Raw genomic sequence first — 2,439 nt, 5'->3', positions numbered from 1 at the left:
TGGTTGTGTGAACAAGATGGTACAAAAATCGTGGTTCTCAAGCAAGACGGTTTATCCCCAGAGCGAGAATTGGTTGAGGACATCCTTGCCATTGTTCACATCTTCAGTTGCCGACTTGACGGACTCAGAAAGTATAAATCTGCAATCAAAAAAGATCCGGATTTATCCCAGTCCTGAACTGGCAAAAACTTGGAAAAAATGGCTGGATGCTTGTCGTTATTGTTTTAACCAAGCCATCGCTATGCAGCGTCAATTAACAACTCGGATTGGTAAGCTGAAATTGCGAAATCTGGTAATGCAATCAGATTTACCTCAATGGGTGAAAGAAACGCCTTGCCAGATCAGGCAGGTAAAACACCCGTAAATTCTCCACTTAGCGCCAGACTATGGTGCGGATCATATATAAAATTGACCAAGTAGCATACTCAGATAGACCTTGCAAACCCTTAACTTCCCCGAAGCAAATCATACCCTGGTCAAGTCTTTAAGCCACCATAGTGACCAGGAACTCCTGACCCTTTTTCAAAATCATTCAGATCGGGGTCGATACTTTGTCGTGGTTTTCTGTCGCTATGCCCTAATTGTCTATACTCTGATTGGTCACTCTGTCAAATCACCAGTTCAGGCTGAGTATTTATTTGCTTTGACCTGGCGACACATTTTCTATGAAATGCGGGGTCTTAACCTCCGTAATGAAAAAACTGCCGACTCCGAAACAACCCTACAAAACTGGATTATTAACGTTAGTGCTATCTGTATTAACCGCGCTGAACTTCCCCCAGTTGAGTCTATTCATTACTCACTCAAAGATCAGCCACCCCCCCTGTGGTGTTATGTCGGTCAGGCTTTAGATCAAATTGAACCCTTGTTACGGTTAATCATCCTGATGGCCCAGACATTTCACTGGAGTGAAACTCGCATCGCCGCCTACTTACAAGCTGAAGGAGAATCTATTTCTCCCAGTGAGGTGCGGATGTTGTTAGAACGAGGGTATAAAATTTTAGAAACTACTATTCCTGAAGATATTCGCGCTATTTATCTCGGTCAAACTATCACACAATCAACCGATTAAGGTGTTTACATTATGGCGATCGCATTGCGGTAGATGGCTAACCCTAGAGGGAATTTGACAATCATTCTCACAGTTCAACAGACACTTGGCCGCGGTCTGTCCCCTTTTCTCCTTTAGTTGAGAAATACTGTCCCCTGTTCATTAATACTCAGAGACCGAGTATCTAGGTTGATATTACCAGTTGCTTCAAACCGGATTTCTAAAACACCTGGGCTAGTTACTACCGGACGCACAAACAGCAAACCCCCATCTTCCCTTTGATAGGTCAAGTTTAAAGGAACTGTCAGTCGCTCTAAGGTGCTTTCTGACTGCTGACCAACTAGCCTGGGTCTGGTTCCTCCTGATACCTGATATTCAATTACCACATTACTAGAATTGATCAGCTTCAGGGTAACTCTGCCATTAACAGGACTAATCCTAGCACTAGGTAAGGGAAATCGGGGGATAGTATCCTCTGTGGGCTGTGTTGGTTGTAATGTAGCAGCAGGAGCCGTCGGCGTAGGACCAGTGCGATCGGGTTCTGTCGGCCTTCCCGCCGGTTCTTCAATAATTACTGGTTTACCTTGCCGAGTCGGTGGCCCTCCCGCCCAGGCGATCGCGCTTGAGGTCAGCAACACAGAACCACAAACAAATCCCAGCCATTTGATCCCAGTTTTGGGTGCGTCGTTATATTCCACCATAGTATTATTTACCTGAGTTAAGCAGATTACACCAGTTTACCAGAAAATTATTGGGTCTAAAGCCTTGCCATTGGCGGGCCACATTTGGTAAAACTCCATTGGTTTCAGGTTGAACGGAATGGTAGTTTCGGTCGCGCGCTCAGGAGATAGGACTTACCAGGATGCACTAAGAACCTTTCCCGGACAGCCGCGCGTCCTAACAGCATCCGAAAACCCATCACATCCCGATTAGTTAGCGTAAGTTCGATCTGCCATTCATGTCCCCGTAGTTGAGCAGTAGTTACAATCACGATCCTTTCTTCAGAATGTCCCCCAGAATTTCGCACCTCTCGTTGATCTAAAACCTTCGCTGTCGCTGTCACAGTTTCCGTGCTATTCCGCTGCTTTGGGTGCATTTTGAACTCAACCATCCTTTCGTCTTCATCGCCGAAATGGTGAACATCAAAGGCGTGTATGGCAGAGGAACGCGCTCCTGTGTCAATTTTAGCCTTAATTGCACTTACTCCTAAATCAGGAAGAGCCAGCCACTCCCGCCAGCCAATTACATCTCGCTGTTGCTTGTTCAACAATCCTTTCCAGCCTTTTGATATCTCTGTTTTAGCTTTCTCGCAGCGATCGCTTTACTTCTATATCTCCTCAAGCCCGATTTGGCACAAGCTGCCCCTACCCTCCTGACCCGGAAGGCCA

At 46.0% G+C, this 2,439-nt stretch carries 4 protein-coding genes and 1 pseudogene; 3 read left to right on the top strand and 2 right to left on the bottom strand.

What is annotated here, in order from left to right; translation table 11 throughout:
- The 3 genes and pseudogenes from ACTIE0_RS08240 to ACTIE0_RS08230 form a co-directional block, all read left to right on the top strand.
- A pseudogene (locus ACTIE0_RS08240) lies at window positions 1-177 on the top strand (IS607 family transposase); the annotation flags it as partial.
- Window positions 92-364 carry a helix-turn-helix domain-containing protein gene (locus ACTIE0_RS08235; protein WP_439516878.1) on the top strand — a complete coding sequence of 91 codons (273 nt, stop codon included), beginning with the start codon at window positions 92-94 and terminating at the stop codon, window positions 362-364. The pseudogene ACTIE0_RS08240 and the gene ACTIE0_RS08235, both read left to right, overlap by 86 nt.
- 72 nt (window positions 365-436) lie before the next feature.
- Window positions 437-1,072 carry an RNA polymerase sigma factor gene (locus ACTIE0_RS08230; RefSeq protein WP_006619715.1) on the top strand — a complete coding sequence of 212 codons (636 nt, stop codon included), beginning with the start codon at window positions 437-439 and terminating at the stop codon, window positions 1,070-1,072.
- A 113-nt stretch (window positions 1,073-1,185) separates the two neighbouring features.
- On the opposite strand, the gene ACTIE0_RS08225 is transcribed toward ACTIE0_RS08230, so the two are convergent.
- Window positions 1,186-1,752: a hypothetical protein gene (locus tag ACTIE0_RS08225; protein WP_006619714.1), complete on the bottom strand. Its 567-nt coding sequence runs from the start codon at window positions 1,750-1,752 to the stop codon at window positions 1,186-1,188.
- A gap of 104 nt (window positions 1,753-1,856) precedes the next feature.
- Window positions 1,857-2,321: an ATP-dependent zinc protease family protein gene (locus ACTIE0_RS08220; RefSeq protein WP_006625720.1), complete on the bottom strand. Its 465-nt coding sequence runs from the start codon at window positions 2,319-2,321 to the stop codon at window positions 1,857-1,859.
- Between the last annotated feature and the right edge of the window lie 118 nt (window positions 2,322-2,439).

It is taken from the genome of Limnospira sp. (assembly GCF_051859755.1).
Lineage (GTDB): Bacteria > Cyanobacteriota > Cyanobacteriia > Cyanobacteriales > Microcoleaceae > Limnospira > Limnospira fusiformis.
The sequence above is the reverse complement of the archived record's forward strand: the minus strand, read 5'-3'. Positions and strand labels throughout refer to the sequence as shown.